The sequence below is a fragment of the Paenibacillus sp. JJ1722 genome (assembly GCF_048282685.1).
In the GTDB taxonomy this organism is placed as follows: domain Bacteria; phylum Bacillota; class Bacilli; order Paenibacillales; family Paenibacillaceae; genus Paenibacillus; species Paenibacillus polymyxa_B.
In genome coordinates this window covers 962,356-981,205 of record NZ_CP182500.1, presented here as the reverse complement: position 1 = coordinate 981,205, position 18,850 = coordinate 962,356, and the positions used below count along the sequence as shown (strand labels likewise).

Below are 18,850 nucleotides of genomic sequence, written 5' to 3'. Positions count from 1 at the left end.
TTCATTTTTGGAATAAAAAAATATAGGGACAGCCTTAATGCCAGAAAAATGATGGACCGTCCCGAAAATATCCTCCTACTTGTCGACATTATTCATTCAAGCCTTTTAGTCCATGCAGCCTGTATAGGCTAAGTGCCTCAAAAATCCGTTTCCGGCTATCGGCGCTCATATCCCTCTTCAATAAATCCAAAGTCATATGGATGACATTATTGGCGATGATGTTCAGCAAAATCATATTCTCATCAGTTCCGATTTCATATCTTTTATAATTTTTTTTCAAATAAGGCTTCTTGGTTTCGATCATCAGATCGATCAGTTCTTTTTTTGCATCGCTGTAAATCGTCCCTTTATTTTTTTCGAAAATAATGACGATCTGCATGCTATATTGAGTTAATAGGTTGATTTGTTCCTGAACAATGGCAGATTTTTTTTCGTTATTGGTTTCTTCAAAAAAAGTTTGGTTATCGATATGAATGCTTTCCACTAACACATTCTTCAAATAATCCACTAAAGACGGCGGAACAACCGAATAAAATAACTCCTTTTTATTTTTAAAATAAGTATAAATATTTCCGACAGAAATTTGGATTTCATCCGCAATATCGCTCATTTTGGCATCTACAAACCCTTTTCGAAAAAATACCTTTAAAGCGGCTGATTCAATTTCTTTTTTCACTTCATCTTTTTTCGCCTGTATAATAAACACCCTCAATTAATAATGAATAAACCATTCATTTTTAGTGTAGTTCGGTGGTTTTAGTTTGTCAAACCCGAGCAAAACAACGACATTATTATTTTCAAAATATAGACGATATAAAAACAGGGAAAAGACATGATGAAAGCGGGCTTGTCCCGTTTTCCATTCAACCTATTCCCCGGTTTCTTTCAAATCTTCATTCATGTTTTCAGCACAAGTTTGTCACAAACCCTGACACGATGTGCCCCCATCAATGAAAGTTATTTATTTTCATAACGTACTACGCCGTAGTTCATAAAAATACTGCACAATGGGGTGCTTTAACTTCATCTTCTCGGTCATGTTTAAAATTCGCTTTTTTCCTACTCGTCTGTCCACTAAAGCTAGAATATTCAATAAGATATCATTACTCTCTAAGCTTTCCTCTATAGAAGTAGTTAAAAATTTATTAGCTACAACATTAAAATTAGACTTGCTTAATGAGGCCTGTGCTGACAAAAGATCCTTTGCATGTTCTGATATTTTTCTACCTCTTGCAATTACTTGTAGACGATCCTCCGGAACGTTCCCATTAGTATCTTTTCTGACCATTTCAATTTCTTCATTGCTGATAGGAACTTGGATATCTGGATCATTCTTGATTTCCAACTCCGTCTGATACCATTTGATTGGACTAGTGATATCATTCATATTGAGTATGTTCTTCTTATCTACGGCAATATAACAAATTCCAGGTTTATCAATTAAATAACGGTAACTGGTTGCCCGGTATTCGACCCTTCCATATAACGCAGGACAGAGGAAACTCTCCAGTTGTTGCTTCAATTTACTCCAGGACATATACCCTCCTATGTTTTCAATGCCTACTAGCAGCCCGTGAAAACTCCTTTTCTTCCTTCTAACTCAATTGCAAAACTCATAATCTACCTCATCATGATCCTTGCTTCCAAACTCATCAAGCAATGTACGCACTTCACTTGTTGATTTGGCGTTCATTAAGCTGTTTCTGAGTTCACTTGCCCCTCGGAATCCACGGACATATATTTTGAAGAAGCGAGCGAGAGGGCTGAACGAACGTGGCTCCTGCGCTGAATAATGATCATGGAGATCTAGATGAAGCCGCAGCAGTTCAAGCAATTCCTCACTGCTGTGTTCCTTCGGCTCCTTCTCAAACGCAAATGGATTCTGGAAAATACCACGCCCAATCATAATGCCATCCACTCCATATTGCTCAGCGAGCTTCAAGCCGGTCTGACGGTCCGGAATATCTCCGTTAATGGTCAGCAGTGTGTCTGGTGCCACCTCATCACGAAGTTTCTTAATCTCCGGAATCAGTTCCCAGTGAGCGTCTACTTTGCTCATTTCCTCTCTGGTCCGCAGATGAATAGAGAGATTAACGATGTCTTGTTTCAAAATATGGGTCAACCAGTCGCGCCATTCGTCTACGGTAGTGAAACCGAGCCTTGTTTTCACACTGACGGGCAGTCCCCCGGCTTTCGCGGCTTGGATAATATCCGCTGCGATTTCGGGACGGCAGATCAGGCCGCTTCCCTTCCCATTCTCGGCTACATTCGCTACAGGACAACCCATATTAATATCGATGCCTTTGAAGCCTTCTTTCGCCATACCGATGCTCATTTCACGAAAGTATTCTGGCTTATCTCCCCAGATATGGGCCACCATGGGCTGTTCATCCTCTGTAAAAGTCAAACGCCCGCGTACACTTTTGTTCCCCTCCGGGTGACAATAACTCTCTGTATTCGCAAACTCCGTAAAAAACACATCCGGTCTGGCTGCTTCACTTACGACATGGCGAAACACAACATCCGTCACATCTTCCATCGGTGCCAGTATAAAAAAAGGTCGTGGCAAATCACACCAAAAATTATTCGTCATATCAAAAACTCCTCTATAAATACCAGGACAAATCTTTGGTCCCAAAATGGTAAAGCTAACCTGTTCATGTCCTTGCTTCTTCTTCACATAAAACATGTTTAAGCAACGTAGTTCAAACGGCAGTATATGTTAAGCATAGACATCTAAATGAGTATATCATACCCAATAGAGGAGCAGACTCCCCAAAAGACTCGCAAAAAAAGGAAGAGCGCCGCCCCTCCTTGCCATCTTCTATAACGTACTGCGCCGCAGTTCATAGAAATACTGCACGGCATAACTTCCCCCAGCCTACGCCGTTCCCAAGCGAATGGCTTAAAAAAAGAGCCGAGGAATAATATCCTTGACCCTTTTCGTCAATTTCTACACATGAATACCCAAAATTTTCAGCTGTTCATTGATTTTGGCTTCAAGTTCAGCGATTTCTTGTTTATCTTGCTCTAAAAGCTTACTCACTTCGGCAAGGTCAATGACTTGCTCTTCTTCAAACGTATCCACGTAGCGAGGAATATTTAAGTTAAACTCGTTTTCTTTGATTTCTTCAAGTGGTGCCACGTGAGCATATTTATCAACATCTACACGATTTCGGTACGTTTCGATAATCTTATTGATGTTTTTATCAGTAAATTTGTTTTGATTTTTACCTTTTTCAAACGCCAATACACCTCAACTATTAGTCTTTCCTGACCAATAGTGAACAGCACTCCACGTGCACCGTATGCGGAAACATATCTACGGGCTGCACTTCCACAGTACTATACCCGCCATCCTCCAATATCCTTAAATCCCGTGCCAATGTGCTTGGATTACACGATACATACACCACGCGCTCTGGCTTCATCTCCAGAATGGTGTCGAGCAGGCGTGGATCGCAGCCCTTGCGGGGCGGATCAACGACGATAACGTCGGCGGTGATGCCTTGCTCTTTCCATGCAGGAATGACGTCTTCGGACGCGCCTACCTCAAATTTCACATTACGCATTTCGTTCAACAGCGCATTACTCCGTGCATCGTCGATGGCTTCTTTGACGATCTCGACCCCATACACCTGGTCCGCATGCTGAGCGAGGAACAAAGAAATCGTGCCGATGCCGCAATACGCATCAATTACCGTTTCTTTGCCCGTGAGCCCGGCATATTCGACGGTTTTGCTATACAGCACTTCTGTTTGTACGGGATTCACCTGATAAAAGGATCGCGCGGAAATCGCAAACTGTACGTTTCCAATGTAGTCGTAGATCACGTCACGACCCCACAGTACACGAGTCTCGTCGCCAAAAATAACGTTCGTTCGCTTCGTATTCACGTTCTGGCATATGCTTGCCACGTGTGGGATATGCTCACGGATACTGCCGATCCACGCATCTGCATGCGGAATATCTCGCCCATTCGTCACGAGCACCAGCATCATTTCACCCGTGCGAAAAGCAGTCTTTACAACGACATGGCGCAGCAGCCCGCGTCCGGTTTCTTCATTATATGCACTGATGCCCAGCATTCGGCCAATCTCTTTCACACGTGCGACAACTTCGTCATTACGCTCGTCCTGAATGAGACAGGTGTTCATATCCACAATTCGATGGCTGCCGCGTGCGTAGAAACCGCCGACAAGCCCGCCCTCGGTGACACCAATCGGCACCTGGGCTTTGTTGCGATACCGCCACGGCTCACTCATACCAAGCGTAGGATGTACCACTACACCTTGTACGTGCGGCAAATCAACGGACGTGCCGTCGTCACCAGCCACACTCAGCTTCCCGATACGCTCCAGCACGTCCACGACATGCTGGCGTTTCCAGCTGAGCTGCGCTTCGTAGCTCATATGCTGGATCTGGCAGCCACCGCATTGATCGTAGATGGCGCACGGAGCTGCAATCCGGTCAGGGCTAGCCTGCGCAATATCCAGCAGCTTGGCATACCCATACTGCTTTTTCGTTTTTAACACCTTTACTCGAACCTTTTCACCCGGTAACGCACCTGGAACGAACAGCGTAAAACCCTCGACACGTCCTACGCCCTCGCCATCGTGGTTCATGCCGATGATGTCTATCACGGCCTCATCGTTCTTTTGCACAGGCAGATCGCTACGCTCTACACTAGACCGGTTACGATTGGAAGCTTCCTGACTTCGTCCACCGTTGGAAGAACGACGAATATTTCGTCCATTTTCCCTTTTCTTCTGAGCCACTTCATTCATATTTCCATTTTTATGTTTGATTTCGGCTTGAAGCAGCCCATTTCCAGCTCTAACTCGAGACTGTTCCGGTTCTCTCTCTCTTGTCGCCTTCATAGTCTTTTTGTGCTGATTTCCTTGAACAGGAGTTGCTGTCGCTGCATTCCGGCGGCTTTTTCCACGTCCGCTACGGTTATTCGTCATGATTGTCACTTCTTTCTGATCTTCTTTTTATGCGATATTTTTTTATGCGGTATTTTCCTTCGGACGTCTAATTAGAATGGTCATCTAAACATACAAACATCAACTCGAAAATGCCGTTACTCCCTACGGAGAACGGCAAGAACCAATATGTTCACAAAAACAACTACCTACTCTTCATTCCATATACTATATTGCGTTGCCGCCCGGAAGCAGAAGTATTTCCTCATCATTCCTCACCGGAAAACATTCAAATGATGAGGTAAATTCCGGAAAGTCGCTGGCAAGGTACCGCCCAGTTCGCCATCCAGATTAAGCTGGACGTAGCCGGGTGAGGTCACTTCCATGTAATCTGTTTTAAAATAAACAATCTTCTTATCCTGCAAATGCTCACCACGCAGCGCAAGTGTTACCAACCGGATCATTTCCGCCAGATTGCATTTCCGCACAGCGATGACATCGAGGAGCCCATCATCTATTGTCGCCCCGGGAGCAAGCTTTTCAAACCCGCCCACCGAATTCGTATTCGCAATCAGGAAGAGCATAAACTCGTCGTGAATCACTTCCTGACCCGATGCCTTGATGATCAGCTCCTGTGGAGCAAGGCTTACCATCTTCTCCATACCTTTAAAATAGTACGCCAACTGGCCAATCATCGTTTTTAGCTTGCTCGGAACTTCATACGTAAGCTCGGTTAAAGTTCCCCCGCCTGCAATGTTGATAAAGTAGCGGTCGTTCGCTTTTCCGATATCCAGTGGCTTCGGATTTTGACGAATAACTAGGTCGCAATAATCCTCCCAGTGCTTGGGGATGCCTAGTGCCCTGGCGAAATCATTCGTCGTCCCCAAAGGAAACACACCCAGGGGCGGGCGGTTTTCTCTTTCAGCCATCCCGTTAATGACCTCATACAATGTACCGTCGCCACCAGCGGCGATAATCATGTCATACCCACGCTCAATGGCCTCTATTGCGGCACGCGTTGCGTCCCCTTCACCCGTAGTTGCATGGCAAGAGGCTTCAATACCACCTTCATCCAGGCGCTGCAAAACATCCGCAAGACGACGCTTCATTTCCTCACGCCCAGAGGTCGGATTATAGATTAATCTAGCTCTTTTCATTCCGTTACGCCACCCGTATATTTAATGATATTTATATTCACATAGCAGTTCATCACATTCAGTCTGTACAAAATATCATCATACTGGAAAAAGACCTCTTTTACAATAAAAGAAGCCAGACTTTGCCCAAATAAGGAAATTTAAGGCTAAGATGACGCTATAGCCGAACTAGACTACCTATGACTTGACCTTGCTTGCTTCTGCACACTTTGCAATAATTCACGAACTTGTCTATCCATCCAGCTTGTGAGCAAAGGATGCGGCAATAAAGGATCTCCTGAATAACGGTATTCGAGCCCCTGCAAGCGTTTAGGAATTATGTGGCTTGTAAAATATCCAGAACTCAAAAATAGCGGTGCCACAATAACATCATGACCCCGCTCCTGATTCCAATACGCTGCCTTGTCGTACACACTCTCGGGATTTAGCAAAGCGTGGTCCGTGATGATACCGCTCACGCTTTGCACCGTACGGGCCAAGGAAGAAATCCCCTGCTCCCAGCGCTGAAAAAAGCCGTTGTGCACACTGCCGTGACCTACGAGTAAAATAACCTCTCTCGCAGGGTCGGCCGATAGCGGGCGAACCTTGTCCCACACCATACGGGCAACATCTTCTCCGTCATCCAGCGGGCTGCCAAAATGTACTCGCGCCTTCATTCGAAACGGCTTCAAATCTGTTTCTTTGTCCGGCGCATCTTTGACACCCAGCGCATAGCTAATCTCATCTACATGCGTACTGCCTGATGACACAAACAAAGGTATAACCAATATATCTGTTACACCCAAGGCTTCCAGATGGTCAATACCATTTTGAATCAATCTTTCTTTAACCGTTTCCAAAAATGAAACCTCCACCGGTATTTCTTCCGGCAAATAGAGCTTTGCAACTGCCTGATCCACCTGTTCCACCCAATAAGGCTCCCTAGAGCCGTGGCTGATTACCAGTATCCCAGGGCTCCGCATTAGCGTCCCAGACGTTCCAAAGTCATTTTATACCCATCATTACCATAGTTCAGGCAACGTTTAACACGTGAAATGGTGGCTGTACTGGCCCCTGTCTCTGCTTCAATCTGATTATATGTGCTGCCTTTGCCTAGCATGCGGGCAACCTCCAGACGTTGGGAGAGGGATTGAATTTCATTAATCGTGCACAGATCATCAAAAAATACATAGCACTCTTCCAAATTTTTAAGAGTTAAAATAGCTTCGAACAATTGATCAATACTTTTATCATTAAGCTTCTTAAGCTGCATGGATTATCATCTCCCAAGGTTACGATCTCTCCTCATTGTACCCGAGGAATAGTCGCTTTTTCAAGCATTAACGGTTTCACGCATTACAGAACAACATTATGACCATAGAAACGTACCGTACGAATGCCCAAATCCGCTTTTATACCTGATTTCGGGACACGCGCCTAAACCCACTGTGCGTTTGTAACATACAGTAGAGTATCAACCTGCAAAGGAATGTGATCTCATGCCTGGACACTACTATCATCGGAGGCCGCTACAGCGCTCCCTTTCCGATCCGTATAGTTCATCTCCTTATCCCGGACTCGATCCATACAACGAGGTTCCGCAAGCCGGTTCTTCCGGGCTGGTTCCTTACGAGGCGCCAGCGAGTATTACGGATTCTGCCGTGGTCACACCAGACCCGGTTCCAGCCAAAGGAGGACTGCTTGGAGGTCTTGGCAACCTCAGTAATCTCAACGAAATCAAAGGCTTCATTGACCGTATGGGTGGTATTGATGGAATTGTTGCTACGGTCGGCAAGGTGCAAAAGGTCATGTCCAGTGTGCAGCAATTTGCTCCAATGGCGAAGCTGATTATGGGCTCTCTCCCAGCATTCGGCAAATCCGCGAGCAAAAATTCTGCAACAGATATCGCCGAGGAATTGGATGAATACACACCACCACGCCCACGTCGGAAAAAGACACAGCGCAAAAGCACCACCACCACGCGCAGACGTCCGCGCAAACGCAAAAGAAAGTAGACTATACTATTTGAACCAGCCTCGGCGCATAAACCAGATCACCATTGCAACACTCAACAAAAACATGAAGAACAGTACACCAAAATATCCATATTTCCAGCCCAACTCGGGCATATTCGAAAAATTCATACCATAGATTCCTGCAATCAGCGTCAAGGGCATAAAAACGGTCGTAATTACGGTCAGCGTCTTCATAATTGAATTCATGCGATTGGAATTGAGCGATATATAACTGTCCCTCAGGTCGGCTGTCATCTCGCGGTCGGCCTCCAGCATGTCTGTCAGCTTCAATAAATGATCATATATATCGGTAAAATAAGCCATATGATCTCCTTGGCCCTGCACATGCTGCGAATTCAAAACTCGGTACATTAGATCACGCATGGGTACGATGGTACGGCGCAGCTTGAGCAGCCTGCCACGCAGGTCAAATACCTGCTTCATTAATTCCTCTACGGATTCGCGACCGCCCAAGCCCTCCAGCTCGGCCAATTCATCCTCAATCATAAAAAGGCTCGGAAAATAGTTATCTACCAACTTGTCCATCACCGTGTAGGCTGCAGCCAGCGGTCCTCGCGACCATATTTTGCGTTCATTCGCATGCTGGACAATCCGCTCCCAGGCTTGATCCAGCTCCTCTAACTCATGATGGTGATATGTAACCAAAAAACGACTGCTAATAAACATATCCACTTCTTCCGCAGCTAACGTATCTACATCAAGCGCATGCACGACCAGAAACTGCACATCCTCGTAATAATCCAATTTGGGACGTTGCAGAACATGCATACAATCCTCCACAGCCAATGGGTGAAAATGAAAATAACTCGTCAGCAGCTCCGTCTCGCGATCTGTAGGCTCGCTAAAATCTACCCACATCCATATATAATCCTCCATGACGATCTGATCCAATGGTTTTCCCACTGTTACCTGATGATCATGACCTATAGCCAATGTACGTATCACCGTACGTCCCCCTCGCTTACACTTCCGTCTGATATGTTATTTATATTTTATATAAGCCAATTAACATTATACAAATCTCAAGTTCTAAATTCCTTTTAATAAAGAAAAGGATATCTCCGGGCCAACATGCCTCCCAAGATATCCTTATAAAATAATCAATTCATTATAATTAAATCTTTTTCACAAACCCCGTGCTTGTCGCTTCATATCCAAACCGTTCCTTTAGCCCAAGCTTCCGCTTCCTGATTTAACGCCTTGCCGATGCCTTTATTACGATGTTTTGAATCCATCACAAAAACGACGATACGCGCGTAATCTTCATCTCGCTCTCTTCCCCTATACCCACTCATTCAAGAGTGAGGCAGGCTCTTTGCACGAAAAGGAGCAATCAGCGAGTCGTAGCGTAGCGGTCCATTTGAATCTGTAGAAGCGACAGCGCTCGCCTTTGCCCCTGAATTTTCACCTTATAAGATCTTATATAATCCAAAAAAATCCAGGGGCAACAGCGATCGAAAGATCAAATGGAACGCGGAGCGGCACTCTCAGCTCTATCTACGCTCAACGTAAACCCTGTCCCACTTACAATACCTTCTCCAAGAAACTAATGGTCCGCTCATTTTTCGGATTACCAAATACCTCTTGTGGCGTTCCTTCTTCTACGATGTAACCACCGTCCATAAACACGACACGGTCGCTTACTTCGCGTGCAAAACCCATCTCATGCGTTACGATCATCATCGTCATGCCTTCACGCGCCAGATCTTTCATTACGCCGAGCACTTCGCCCACCATTTCAGGATCGAGCGCCGAGGTAGGCTCGTCAAACAGCATAATGTCTGGGTTCATTGCCAGCGCACGTGCAATCGCCACACGCTGCTTCTGACCGCCGGAAAGCTGTCCTGGCAATGCATCTGCCTTATCGACCAAACCTACACGATCCAGCAGCTTCATAGCAATTTCCCGGGCCTCTGTCTTGGACTGTTTGCCCAGTTCAGTCGGCGCGAACATAATGTTCTTGAGCACAGTCATATGCGGAAACAGATTGAAATGTTGAAATACCATACCTATATTTTCACGGACTTTGTTAATGTCCACGTTTTTGTCACTCAAGTTGTAGTCATCGACAATGACCTCACCTGCGGTAATTTCTTCAAGCATGTTCATACAACGCAAAAACGTACTTTTCCCCGAACCAGACGGGCCAATGACACACACAACTTCGCCTTCACGTACTTGCATGTCGATGCCCTTTAGCACTTGATTACTACCATAGCTTTTTTTCAGGTTTTTAACGATTATTTTACCCACGGCGAACTCTCCCTTCAAGACGGTTGGAAATTTTGGTCAGGACTGTAATGACGATAAGATACATCACCGCTACTACCAGCCAAATATCAAAGGATTGGAATGTCCGCGCAATAATGATCTTACCCGATTGGGTCAATTCGACCAAACCGATAACAGACAAAATGGACGTATCCTTCAACGTAATAACCAACTGATTGATAAACGACGGGATCATGATTTTCACAGCTTGTGGCAAAATGATTTTAAGCATAGCCGTCCGATAGGGTAGACCAAGCGAACGAGCTGCTTCCATTTGTCCCGGATCAATGGACTGAATACCACCACGGATAATCTCAGTTACATACGCACCCGCATTCAGGGATAACGTCAATACAGCCGCAACAAAAAGCGGCATTTTGAAATCCAGTGCCTGTGGAATACCAAAGTAAATAAAGAAAGCAAGCACGATCAGCGGAATACCGCGGAATATATCGACGAATACAGTTGCAATACCACGGAACACCTTGTTATGGCTTACTTTCATAAAGCCAAACACCAACCCTAGGATAAAGGCTACGAGTAAAGATACAAGTGTGTACAGCAACGTATTTCCCATGCCCTTAATCAGCGAAGGCAGCGAAGCGGAAATCAGGCCCCAGCGGCTGGTTTCTACAGGCGCCACACCTTTGCCCGATTCGCCAAGGTATTTAGCCAAAATTTTATCGTATTCCCCGCTATTGCGCAGATTAACAAGCCCTGCATTAAATTTCTCCAGCAACTCTTGGTTCTTGCCTTGGTTAACAGCAAACCCGTAAGAAGCACCTTTTTCCTTATCTGTTACCAGCTTAAGGCCGTTATTCTGGTTTACACCGTATGCCAGTACCGGATAGTCATCAAAGCAGGCAACCGAATTACCTGTTTTAACTTCATCATACATTTGAGAAGAATCGTCGAACGGTACTGTAGTAAAGCCGTATTTGGCCTTAATGGATTCTGCGAATGTGTAACCTTCCGTTCCTGTTTTGACAGCGACACGCTGTCCTTTCAAGTCCTCATAGCGTTTAACCGTATCATTATCCTTGCGGACCGCCATGACGACGCCTGAATCAAAATAAGGCTCGGAAAAATCAAATTTCCGCTTACGTTCATCGGTAATACTCATCCCGGCAATGACACCATCCACTTGATTCGTTTCAAGAGCCTGCACTGCCGCGTTAAAGCCAAGGGGCTTAATGGTATATTCAAAATTCTGATCCTTGGCAATAGCTGCCAGCAAATCCATGTCGATACCGACAAATTTACCATCTACATCTTCAAACTCAAAAGGCGCGAACGTTGTATCCGTGCCGATATCATACTTTGTTTTATTTTCTGCATGTGCCACTACACCGAAATTACCGGCCAGGGCAACCACAAAAAACAAACAAATCATGAGTGCTATTAGTTTTCTAGATTTTTGCATAATTTCCTCCAGTCAGTTGAACGGTTCAAAGTTTTCTGTTTATTCTACAGGAGTTATTAAAAATTGACTACTTTGATGTCAGGTATTTTTTGAAAAACGTTTCATGGAACTATCTGGATGTGTGAACTTTGAAGAAGCAGTTTTATCCCAGAATGCCAATAAGCCCCTGCCGCAAAAAGCGGACGGAAGCTTATTGTGTATTCTATAGTGTGTACCTTTTTTTCAAGAAATAATAATGAACTAAAAAAGAATTTTGAAAATCAATCCAGATAACAGTGCAGCAATCGGTATGGTTATCACCCAAGTAATAATAATTCGACCGGCCAGCGACCAGCGCACAGCGGAAAAGCGCTTCGCAGAACCCACACCCAAAATAGCCGAAGTAATGGCATGAGTAGTACTTACGGGCAAATGAAGCAATGTAGCTGTGAAAATAACAGAGGCTCCCGAAATGTCAGCTGCGAATCCGTTAATTGGCTCGATTTTAAAAATCTTGGTTCCCATCGTCTTGATGATTTTCCAGCCCCCGATAGACGTACCCAGCGCCATCGCTGTTGCGGCTGAAATTTTTACCCACATGGGTACTTCCAAATGGTCCTGATACCCCGCCGAAACGAGTGCGAATGTAATAATCCCCATCGCCTTTTGAGCATCATTCGTACCATGCGTGAACGACTGAAGCGCTGCTGTAATGACCTGCATTGTACGAAACCCTTTGTTCACCGTATGCGGACTACGATGAGCGAAGATATATTTTAAAATCATCATCACGATGTAACCGACAACAAAAGCAATCAACGGGGAGAAAATAAGTCCTTCGACAATCCCGATGAAGCCGCTCCAGTTTAATTTATCCGATCCTGCACCTACATACACCGCTCCAGCCAATGCACCAATCAATGCATGAGAAGAGGATGAAGGAATACCGAACCACCAGGTTAAGAGGTTCCAGATAATCGCAGCGATCAGCGTCGCAATGACGATATCAATTCCATTCGTAAGCTTGGTTGGATCAGCGACACTTCCACCAATGGTCTTCGCAACCCCTGTAAACAATATTGCCCCGAGAAAGTTCATGACCGCAGCCATAATAATCGCACGTCGCGGGGTCAATGCACGGGTCGATACCGAAGTTGCAATCGCGTTCGCCGTATCATGAAAACCATTAATAAAATCAAATGCCAGAGCAAGAAAAATAACAATACCTAATACCAATAAACTTGTATCCATGTAAAAGGACTCCCTTACGAGTTACGCATAATGATGGATTCCAGCATATTTGCAACATCCTCGCATGAATCCGTTGTCGTTTCAAGGCGTTCGTACAATTCTTTGCGTTTAATCAGTTCAATAGGGTCAGTTACAGTTGCAAACAGGTTTTTAATGCAAATACGCAACAATTCATCCCCCTGATTTTCCAAATCATTCAGGCGAATAGTGTATTCACGAATGGCCAGCAATTTTTTCTGTGAAAGCAAATGCACAGCTTTCTGAATTTCGTAAGCTGATTGACGCAAAATATCAGCGAACTGCACAATATACTCGTCCGGCTCCGTAATATTGTACATATAAAAACGAGAAGCCGTCGCTTCAAGACCGTCCAACACATCATCCATGGTTGTTGTCAGTTCCATGATGTCGTCGCGTTCCAACGGCGTAATGAAGGTCTTGTTCAGCTCAGTAATAATCGTGTGTGTGTAATCATCACACTTATTTTCATACTTCTTCATTTCATTTGTAAACAAAGTTACATCCTGAAGATTTGAAGTATGTTGGGCAAAATAATCAGCTGCTTGCACGATCGTATCTGCCATATTTTCCAACGTCTCGAAGAATATATCCTTTTTCTTCAATCTCATAACGATTACCCCTTTACGAAAATATCCGCAACCTGTTTCGACTGCAATAGACAACCTTTGCTATCTTATCACACTCATCAATGTTTTTGTAATGTTTGTAAAAGCAAATTTCATGATATACGTATACATTGCCCGACATGGAAGGTCATTATCCGACATTTTTTCCCTAAAAAGGTGTATTTCGTTTTCTAATTTGCTTCTATGGTTACATGTTCCTTTAGTGAAGTATCTGCAGGTACCACATGTATATAGGATGTACCTGGTGTTAACGGGATTTCAACCCCATTTTTCATAAAACGAATCGCATCGCCTGGTGTATGTTGCCACTCAGCCTGTATTAACCGTCCTTGTTGAAACACCATGGCCTCTCCGCTACCGTCCAACTCAACACTTAATCTGCCTACATCATCCAACGTTCGATGTCTAGCGCTCATCACAATGACATTGGCTGCTGAGAGCTGTTGGTTATTATTTTGATCCACATGTGACTTTTCGTTCACAAAACGCTTATATTGTTGATCCGCTGGATCATAGGTATAAGATACCCGATAGCTTTTAAGCAAAAACCGGATTTGTAAAGATGCTGCAGTCTCGTCCACCATAACTGGGGTTTCACCGGATTTGAGGTAAGAATATACTGGAACGTCCGTCTGCTTGGCATACCCTTTACTATCGCTTCCTTTGCGCAGTCTGTTCACGTCTGTGTATAAATTATGTGGAGGACGACGATCTTTGCTTCGCCAGAAGTAAGCCCCTCCATTTGAAATCTCATCCAGATGTTCCTTCCGCTGCTGCTGTAAAATTGCATAGGCATCTGTGCTTCCCCCTGCGTGTATCGGCAACGCACCATAGGTTTCGCCCAGCTCAATCAAATACGGCCGAATGCTACGGACCGGTCCGATCTTTACATCTCCGCCATGACTTTGGAAAAAAGCGACCAGACGGGTAATCCCACCTTCTGCAAGAACTTCATATACCATGTCTGCCTGGCTAAGTCCTGCCTGTGGACGTGCAGCCGGAGCATTGTTGATCATGACAGCGAGCGGTCGCTCCAAAACTGGCTGCTCCACCGGAAGACCGGTGAGCGGAGCTGTAAATGCCGGAATAGACTGCTCCTTCGGCGGTTCAAGTGCCTCCTTCTCTGTTTCTTGCTTGGTCAGTTGGGGAACGGATTCAGATTCACCCGTATTGGACATAGCAGAACAAGACATCAGCGTCATGCATAACAGAGCTGAGGCCATCACACGCAACCAATGATTTCGTTGGGAAATGGGCCCGGACAAGTTCATCCCTCCACTTAGTTATTTTTCTCATTATAAGCTTTATTTCCTGTTTTTGTCTTGATTGAAGCATGACCAATCTATAGAATACTTATCTGAAGACATTAAAATTTAAAAAATATTTAGACTTTGTGATTTTTATCACAAATAACTGTAACTGAACCTACTACAATAAAGGTGTAGCAAAGATGATCATCCCAACAAAATGAAATACAACCAACATTATAGATTAAGAAAGAGGAGTGGTTTGAATGTTTAACAGCTGGTTACGTGAGAACAAAGTCGCAATGTGGTTGCTGACTGTAGTACGGGTTTATCTAGGGTATGAATGGATGACCCACGGACTTGAAAAGCTGACAGGTGGATTTGATGCAGGCGGGTTTATCTCGGGGGCCATTGCTAAAACAGGTGGAGACCATCCCGCTGTACAAGGCTGGTGGGGATCGTTCCTGGAAGCCTTTGCCCTGCCGAATGTAGGTTTGTTCAACGTCCTGATCCCATTGGGTGAGTTCTTGGTAGGAGTTGGCCTGCTTCTCGGTACATTGACTACACTGGCTGCTTTGATGGCTATGGTTATGAACTTCTCGTTCCTGTTCTCGGGTACAGTAAGCACCAATGCAATCTACCTGCTGTTTGAAATCTTCCTTGTAGTTGCTGGTGCAAATGCCGGAAGAATTGGCTTTGACCATTGGGTACTGCCCTTCCTGCGTGGACTGTTTCGTAAAAATAAAGATACCTTTCCAGCGGACCCTAGTCGAAAAATAGCTTAAACATCCCAAAATAACCGTTATCCTCCGGGGTAATGGTTATTTTTTTTGTGCTGTTATGCTCACAAGAGGTCTTTCAGCTCCTTCTAACTCGGACTCTTTTATCGGATTCATCATCCCCTCCAAACGTTTACAAGTTGGATACAACATGGAATGCTCACGATACATTTACCCTATACACTACAGTTACATCAAAGAACGTAATGGAGGGTTATATCATGAAAAAAATTACCAAAGCCTATCTCATGCTCGCAGCCGTAACTTTCACAGTGCAAACTATGGGATTGGGATATACGACATCAGCCAAAGCAGCGACGTCTACTATGACATCTCAGGCAGAAAGTGTACAACATATCTCCAAGACCTTCGAGCAGCTACTACGCCAACCCGGCAAGCTACCTCAGGCATTCACTTATTTGCAAAAGCATATTCAAACCATTCCAGCCTCTCAAGCTACCATCATGGTGCTTCATCTGGAAAATGCACAGAACCAGCAATTGGATTCCTATGCAAAGACCTTATACCCGGCCTCTGTTCAAACCAAAATAAATCAAATCTATAAACCCGGTGATTCGTTCACAAATGTAATCAGCCGTTCAAGCGATGTGAACCTGAAAAAGTTGCTAACTCAAACAAGAGATGCCGGCTACAAACTTGAAACTGCAGAAGGCATGTACTACCCAGTCATCAACTATGAAAAATATAAAGTCTTCGGGAAGCACACCACGACAGATATCCGCAGCTATATTGACATCATGGCGATGGAATCCGGACAGGCGGCTACCAAGGATGCCGCGCTCCGTATCGGCTATCAACAGTTAGCCGGACGAGTGCTGGCACAGGAGGCATTTTTAAACCAATATCCTCATTCCAACCGTACACAAGCTATAAAAAAATTGCACGATCTGTACTTCTTCTATACTTTCTATGGCACGAACAATACGCCATTATTCGATTATGATACCGGAAAGATTCATCCGAATGCCAAAAAAGGGTATCAATTCGTCGTTCAACGTAATATGGATTCGAAGAGTACCTACATTCAAAAGCTGAAAGCATTTATGACACTATTGGATCAAAATGGAGATCAGCGTACTACGCAGGTATCCACTTGGCTAAAAAAGAACGTGCCTTCTAATTAATCAAAGACGCAAAATACACAAAAGAACTTCCATTCCCACACACCATGTGGATTCGGAAGTTCTTTTTTTACATTTACGTATCACTTTCTTGACCAAAAGCCCAACAATTGAGACTCAACGAGCCAAGGACATACGACTGAAAAAGCTTATGCGCAGAGCGCTCATGATCCGCAGCCCCCATCGCATAAAACAAAGGTGAAAAATGCTCTATTCCATAAGAAGGTACCGCCTGTTTGGCATATGGAGCCTTCTTGTCATATTGGAATAGGTGACGCAAATTCCAGTCTTGGAGCTGCTGTGCAATCCAGTCATCATATTGAACGGCCCAATCGGCTGGCTCACTCGTCTGCTTGAGTGTCCGCAAGTTGTGGACCAATCCGCCGCTACCGATAATCAAAATCCCTTGTTCTCGCAAAGGCGCCAGCATCCGTCCAATCTCGTATTGCTCCTGGGGAGCGCGCCGAGAATCAATGGACAAGGGTACGACCGGTATGTCCGCATCAGGATATATATGCCGCAAAACCACCCATGCTCCATGATCCAGTCCTCGGTTCCGAACCGGCTGGTGGAACAGGTTATGCTGACTGAACAGATGCTCTATCTCCTCATACAGCTTCGGATCGCCTGGTGCAGGGTAATCGATTGAGTACATTTCTTCGGGAAAGCCATAGAAATCGTGCAACGCTGCATGCTGATCATCCGCGCCAATACATTGATCGGGGCTATCCCAATGCGCGGAAAAAATGACAATTCCTTTGGGTCGGGGCAGGCTCGCGCCCAGCTTTGCAAGAAAGCTGGTATATGCGTTATTTTCTACAGCCAGTGTCGGTGAACCATGCGCAACAAAAATTGAGGGTAATGTCATCGCTGCCAACCTCCACACGCCAGTATAGTGTTACTCTTCCATTTTACTCCGGCGGAGGCGCAATTTCCAATACAATCCGTTACACACTGAAATCAGATCATCCAGTGCTGCCAATCCCGTTGAATATTTTCCTGTTCATCCAGCCATTCAAGTGTCCGATCAATGAGCCGTTGCCGCTCTTTACCTGACGAGAAAGTGTGATCCCCCTGGAAAATAATCTCTTTATCACAGCGTCCCTCTGGACGCATCCAGAATATCTTTTGAAACAGAAATGCATAATCCACAGGAATAATATCATCCGAGGTGCCATGAACAACGAGCACATCTCCGTTAAATTTAACGGCCTCCTGGAACGGCTGAAATTGAGCTAACGACTCAAAATAAGCAGGCGTAAATTTATAGCCCAAATAGTCGGCATGACCGGTTTTAACAGACTCATCGTACACGCTTCGCTCCGTAATTTTGACGATGTCGTTGAATGGATAGCCCACTGCTGACCAAAGAACCAGATTTTGTACTCTCTTATCCCGTACGGCTGTGAGAAGGGCAACCGCGCCCCCCAGACTGTGACCGATCAGCGTCACCTTGGTCGGGTCAATGTCCGCGCAATTGACGGCGTAATCCAACACGGTACGTGTCTGATTAATCATGGATTCGAGCCCCTGCTTGCCGTATTCACCTGTGCTTTCCCCACAACCGGCAAAATCAAAGCGCAGGACAAAGTATCCCCCTTCGGCCAGTTCACGCGCAGTCTTGACGAATAATCGATCTACTCCGATACGATTGCCCACAAAACCGTGACATATAACAACGAGGGGAACTCGTCTCTGACGCTCTCCCTCATTTGTACGGTTTGGATAATGAATTGTTGCGGCCAGCTCTTCATGTTCAAAGCGAATTCCAATTTGCCGTTCCATCCTGATTCCCCCTGTTTCAAGCTTCACTACACATTTATGAATTCAAGCTCATATAGTAACGTGGAATATCCATCCAGGATATTCATTCACTTTAATTCCGATAAGTTTAATAAGTTTTATAGTAAAATCAGTCTATCATCGCCCTGCTTCCTTGTCAACCTGTCAGTTCACATCGTTAAAAAAGTAAACAAATAGCGCTCCCCGATGCGATTCCGGAGAACGCTATACT

The 18,850-nt window shown here is 44.9% G+C and carries 20 protein-coding genes; 3 read left to right on the top strand and 17 right to left on the bottom strand.

Annotated features, from left to right (window positions below; all coding sequences use genetic code 11):
• Window positions 1–88: 88 nt before the first annotated feature.
• From ACM1ND_RS04520 to ACM1ND_RS04485, 8 genes are all read right to left on the bottom strand, one after another.
• Window positions 89–676 (bottom strand): TetR/AcrR family transcriptional regulator, encoded by a 588-nt coding sequence (locus ACM1ND_RS04520; protein WP_418027104.1) that lies wholly within the window; start codon window positions 674–676, stop codon window positions 89–91.
• A 291-nt stretch (window positions 677–967) separates the two neighbouring features.
• A complete protein-coding gene (locus ACM1ND_RS04515; protein ID WP_418027103.1) occupies window positions 968–1,537 on the bottom strand; it encodes a hypothetical protein in 570 nt (189 codons plus the stop codon).
• Window positions 1,538–1,600: 63 nt separating this feature from the next.
• Window positions 1,601–2,593 carry a tRNA dihydrouridine synthase gene (locus tag ACM1ND_RS04510; protein ID WP_418027102.1) on the bottom strand — a complete coding sequence of 331 codons (993 nt, stop codon included), beginning with the start codon at window positions 2,591–2,593 and terminating at the stop codon, window positions 1,601–1,603.
• Between the two features lie 360 nt (window positions 2,594–2,953).
• A complete protein-coding gene (locus ACM1ND_RS04505) occupies window positions 2,954–3,250 on the bottom strand; it encodes an N-6 DNA methylase (protein ID WP_418027101.1) in 297 nt (98 codons plus the stop codon).
• A 13-nt stretch (window positions 3,251–3,263) separates the two neighbouring features.
• Window positions 3,264–4,967 (bottom strand): 23S rRNA (uracil(1939)-C(5))-methyltransferase RlmD, encoded by a 1,704-nt coding sequence (rlmD, locus tag ACM1ND_RS04500; RefSeq protein ID WP_418027100.1) that lies wholly within the window; start codon window positions 4,965–4,967, stop codon window positions 3,264–3,266.
• A 233-nt stretch (window positions 4,968–5,200) separates the two neighbouring features.
• Window positions 5,201–6,082: a diacylglycerol kinase gene (locus tag ACM1ND_RS04495; protein WP_013308843.1), complete on the bottom strand. Its 882-nt coding sequence runs from the start codon at window positions 6,080–6,082 to the stop codon at window positions 5,201–5,203.
• A 173-nt stretch (window positions 6,083–6,255) separates the two neighbouring features.
• Window positions 6,256–7,044: a sirohydrochlorin chelatase gene (locus tag ACM1ND_RS04490; protein WP_076159981.1), complete on the bottom strand. Its 789-nt coding sequence runs from the start codon at window positions 7,042–7,044 to the stop codon at window positions 6,256–6,258.
• Complete coding sequence (locus ACM1ND_RS04485) at window positions 7,044–7,334, bottom strand: YerC/YecD family TrpR-related protein (RefSeq protein ID WP_007428885.1); 291 nt, start codon at window positions 7,332–7,334, stop codon at window positions 7,044–7,046. Before ACM1ND_RS04485 ends, ACM1ND_RS04490 begins: the two co-directional genes overlap by 1 nt.
• A gap of 226 nt (window positions 7,335–7,560) precedes the next feature.
• On the opposite strand from ACM1ND_RS04485, the gene ACM1ND_RS04480 reads away from it, so the two are divergent.
• Window positions 7,561–8,076: a tyrosine protein kinase gene (locus tag ACM1ND_RS04480; protein WP_075153753.1), complete on the top strand. Its 516-nt coding sequence runs from the start codon at window positions 7,561–7,563 to the stop codon at window positions 8,074–8,076.
• A 6-nt stretch (window positions 8,077–8,082) separates the two neighbouring features.
• Here ACM1ND_RS04480 and corA read toward each other — a convergent pair whose 3' ends face one another.
• The 7 genes from corA to ACM1ND_RS04445 form a co-directional block, all read right to left on the bottom strand.
• On the bottom strand, window positions 8,083–9,042 hold the full coding sequence (gene corA / locus ACM1ND_RS04475) for a magnesium/cobalt transporter CorA (RefSeq protein ID WP_160788977.1): 960 nt from the start codon (window positions 9,040–9,042) through the stop codon (window positions 8,083–8,085).
• Between the two features lie 203 nt (window positions 9,043–9,245).
• Window positions 9,246–9,392 (bottom strand): GNAT family N-acetyltransferase, encoded by a 147-nt coding sequence (locus ACM1ND_RS04470; protein ID WP_081047445.1) that lies wholly within the window; start codon window positions 9,390–9,392, stop codon window positions 9,246–9,248.
• A 229-nt stretch (window positions 9,393–9,621) separates the two neighbouring features.
• Window positions 9,622–10,350, bottom strand: coding sequence for an amino acid ABC transporter ATP-binding protein (locus ACM1ND_RS04465; protein ID WP_418027099.1), 729 nt, complete (start codon window positions 10,348–10,350; stop codon window positions 9,622–9,624).
• Window positions 10,343–11,791 carry an amino acid ABC transporter substrate-binding protein/permease gene (locus tag ACM1ND_RS04460; RefSeq protein ID WP_023987086.1) on the bottom strand — a complete coding sequence of 483 codons (1,449 nt, stop codon included), beginning with the start codon at window positions 11,789–11,791 and terminating at the stop codon, window positions 10,343–10,345. The genes ACM1ND_RS04465 and ACM1ND_RS04460 overlap by 8 nt, the downstream gene beginning before the upstream one ends.
• Before the next feature lie 240 nt (window positions 11,792–12,031).
• Window positions 12,032–13,021 carry an inorganic phosphate transporter gene (locus ACM1ND_RS04455; RefSeq protein WP_023987085.1) on the bottom strand — a complete coding sequence of 330 codons (990 nt, stop codon included), beginning with the start codon at window positions 13,019–13,021 and terminating at the stop codon, window positions 12,032–12,034.
• 14 nt (window positions 13,022–13,035) lie between these two features.
• Window positions 13,036–13,650: a DUF47 domain-containing protein gene (locus ACM1ND_RS04450; RefSeq protein ID WP_007428879.1), complete on the bottom strand. Its 615-nt coding sequence runs from the start codon at window positions 13,648–13,650 to the stop codon at window positions 13,036–13,038.
• 188 nt (window positions 13,651–13,838) lie between these two features.
• Window positions 13,839–14,933, bottom strand: coding sequence for a DUF3048 domain-containing protein (locus ACM1ND_RS04445; RefSeq protein WP_069080215.1), 1,095 nt, complete (start codon window positions 14,931–14,933; stop codon window positions 13,839–13,841).
• Window positions 14,934–15,181: 248 nt separating this feature from the next.
• On the opposite strand from ACM1ND_RS04445, the gene ACM1ND_RS04440 reads away from it, so the two are divergent.
• Entirely contained in the window at window positions 15,182–15,700 is a 519-nt protein-coding gene (locus tag ACM1ND_RS04440; RefSeq protein WP_053324664.1) for a DoxX family membrane protein, read from the top strand.
• A gap of 215 nt (window positions 15,701–15,915) precedes the next feature.
• A complete protein-coding gene (locus tag ACM1ND_RS04435) occupies window positions 15,916–16,839 on the top strand; it encodes a hypothetical protein (RefSeq protein WP_071559278.1) in 924 nt (307 codons plus the stop codon).
• Between the two features lie 73 nt (window positions 16,840–16,912).
• Here ACM1ND_RS04435 and ACM1ND_RS04430 read toward each other — a convergent pair whose 3' ends face one another.
• Window positions 16,913–17,704, bottom strand: a complete 792-nt coding sequence (locus ACM1ND_RS04430; protein ID WP_023987081.1) for a dioxygenase — start codon at window positions 17,702–17,704, stop codon at window positions 16,913–16,915.
• A 92-nt stretch (window positions 17,705–17,796) separates the two neighbouring features.
• The gene (locus tag ACM1ND_RS04425; protein ID WP_023987080.1) at window positions 17,797–18,621 is read right to left on the bottom strand and encodes an alpha/beta hydrolase; all 825 of its coding nucleotides are present in this window, start codon (window positions 18,619–18,621) and stop codon (window positions 17,797–17,799) included.
• Between the last annotated feature and the right edge of the window lie 229 nt (window positions 18,622–18,850).

Coding starts and splice junctions, on each gene's coding strand:
- ACM1ND_RS04515 (WP_418027103.1), bottom strand. CDS start 1,537: ATGTCCTGGAGTAAATTGAAGCAACAACTGGAGAGTTTCCTCTGTCCT.
- ACM1ND_RS04510 (WP_418027102.1), bottom strand. CDS start 2,593: ATGACGAATAATTTTTGGTGTGATTTGCCACGACCTTTTTTTATACTG.
- rlmD (WP_418027100.1), bottom strand. CDS start 4,967: ATGACGAATAACCGTAGCGGACGTGGAAAAAGCCGCCGGAATGCAGCG.
- ACM1ND_RS04495 (WP_013308843.1), bottom strand. CDS start 6,082: ATGAAAAGAGCTAGATTAATCTATAATCCGACCTCTGGGCGTGAGGAA.
- ACM1ND_RS04490 (WP_076159981.1), bottom strand. CDS start 7,044: ATGCGGAGCCCTGGGATACTGGTAATCAGCCACGGCTCTAGGGAGCCT.
- ACM1ND_RS04485 (WP_007428885.1), bottom strand. CDS start 7,334: ATGCAGCTTAAGAAGCTTAATGATAAAAGTATTGATCAATTGTTCGAA.
- ACM1ND_RS04480 (WP_075153753.1), top strand. CDS start 7,561: ATGCCTGGACACTACTATCATCGGAGGCCGCTACAGCGCTCCCTTTCC.
- ACM1ND_RS04470 (WP_081047445.1), bottom strand. CDS start 9,392: ATGAGTGGGTATAGGGGAAGAGAGCGAGATGAAGATTACGCGCGTATC.
- ACM1ND_RS04460 (WP_023987086.1), bottom strand. CDS start 11,791: ATGCAAAAATCTAGAAAACTAATAGCACTCATGATTTGTTTGTTTTTT.
- ACM1ND_RS04455 (WP_023987085.1), bottom strand. CDS start 13,021: ATGGATACAAGTTTATTGGTATTAGGTATTGTTATTTTTCTTGCTCTG.
- ACM1ND_RS04450 (WP_007428879.1), bottom strand. CDS start 13,650: ATGAGATTGAAGAAAAAGGATATATTCTTCGAGACGTTGGAAAATATG.
- ACM1ND_RS04440 (WP_053324664.1), top strand. CDS start 15,182: ATGTTTAACAGCTGGTTACGTGAGAACAAAGTCGCAATGTGGTTGCTG.
- ACM1ND_RS04435 (WP_071559278.1), top strand. CDS start 15,916: ATGAAAAAAATTACCAAAGCCTATCTCATGCTCGCAGCCGTAACTTTC.
- ACM1ND_RS04430 (WP_023987081.1), bottom strand. CDS start 17,704: ATGACATTACCCTCAATTTTTGTTGCGCATGGTTCACCGACACTGGCT.
- ACM1ND_RS04425 (WP_023987080.1), bottom strand. CDS start 18,621: ATGGAACGGCAAATTGGAATTCGCTTTGAACATGAAGAGCTGGCCGCA.